Genomic DNA, 1,258 nt, shown 5'->3' on the forward strand with positions numbered 1-1,258 from the left:
CGGACATGAACTACCAGCGGTTCTTCGAAGAAGCGATCGACCAGCTCCACGCGGAGCGGCGCTATCGTGTCTTCGCCGACCTCGAGCGCATCGCGGGCAAGTTTCCGCGTGCCATCTGGCGCTCCAATGGGCGCGCCGAGGAAATCACCGTCTGGTGCTCCAACGACTATCTCGGCATGGGCCAGCACCCCGACGTCATCGCCGCGTTCCAGGACGCGGCCGGCAAGATGGGCTCGGGCGCCGGCGGCACCCGCAACATTTCCGGCACCTCCAACCCGCTGGTCGAGCTCGAGCATGAGCTTGCCGACCTGCACGGCAAGGACGCGGCCCTGGTCTTCACCTCCGGCTTCGTCTCCAACGAAGCCTCGATCTCGACCATCGCCCGGCTGTTGCCCAACTGCCTGATCATCTCGGACGAGCTGAACCACGCCTCGATGATCGAAGGTGTTAGGCGCTCCGGCGCCGAGAAGAAGATCTTCCGGCACAACGATGTCGCGCATCTGGAAAGCCTGCTGCAGGCGGCGGGGCGCGAACGCGCCAAGCTGATCGTCTTCGAAAGCGTCTATTCGATGGACGGCGACATCGCGCCGATCCGGGAGATCGTCGAGCTCGCCGAGCGCTACAACGCCATGACCTATATCGACGAGGTGCATGCGGTCGGCATGTACGGACCGCGCGGCGGCGGCATCACCGAGCGCGAGGGCCTGGCCGACCGCATCGACATCATCGAAGGCACGCTGGCCAAGGCATTCGGCACGCTGGGCGGCTATATCACCGGCACCAGTGCGGTCATCGACGCGGTGCGCTCCTATGCGCCGGGCTTCATCTTCACCACGGCGCTGCCGCCGGCGATCGCGGCCGCGGCCACCACCTCGATCCGCCATCTCAAGCACTCGCAGGCCGAGCGCGACGCCCAGCAGCGGCAGGCCGCGCGGACCAAGCAGATCCTGTCGGCCGCCGGCCTGCCGGTGATGGGTTCGCCAACCCATATCGTGCCGGTGCTGGTCGGCGATCCCGAACTCTGCAAGATGGCCAGCGACCGCCTGCTCGGCGTGCACGGCATCTACATCCAGCCGATCAATTACCCGACCGTGCCGCGCGGCACCGAACGTCTGCGCATTACGCCGACACCGTTCCATTCCGATGCGCTGATCGCCGAGCTGCAGGACGCGCTGGTCGAGACCTGGGACGCGCTCGGCATTCCCTACGGCTCGGCAGGACGGCCCATTGTTGCGAAGAGCGATCGGATCGTTCCGCT

At 66.4% G+C, this 1,258-nt stretch carries 1 protein-coding gene; it reads left to right on the plus strand.

All coding sequences use genetic code 11. From position 1 onward, the window contains the following. Positions 1-5 precede the first annotated feature (5 nt). The coding region (hemA, locus tag CK226_RS34255; RefSeq protein WP_095794118.1) for a 5-aminolevulinate synthase at positions 6-1,258 on the plus strand (1,253 nt) is incomplete at its 3' end.

The sequence above is a fragment of the Mesorhizobium sp. WSM4311 genome (assembly GCF_002295115.1).
In the GTDB taxonomy this organism is placed as follows: Bacteria; Pseudomonadota; Alphaproteobacteria; order Rhizobiales; family Rhizobiaceae; genus Mesorhizobium.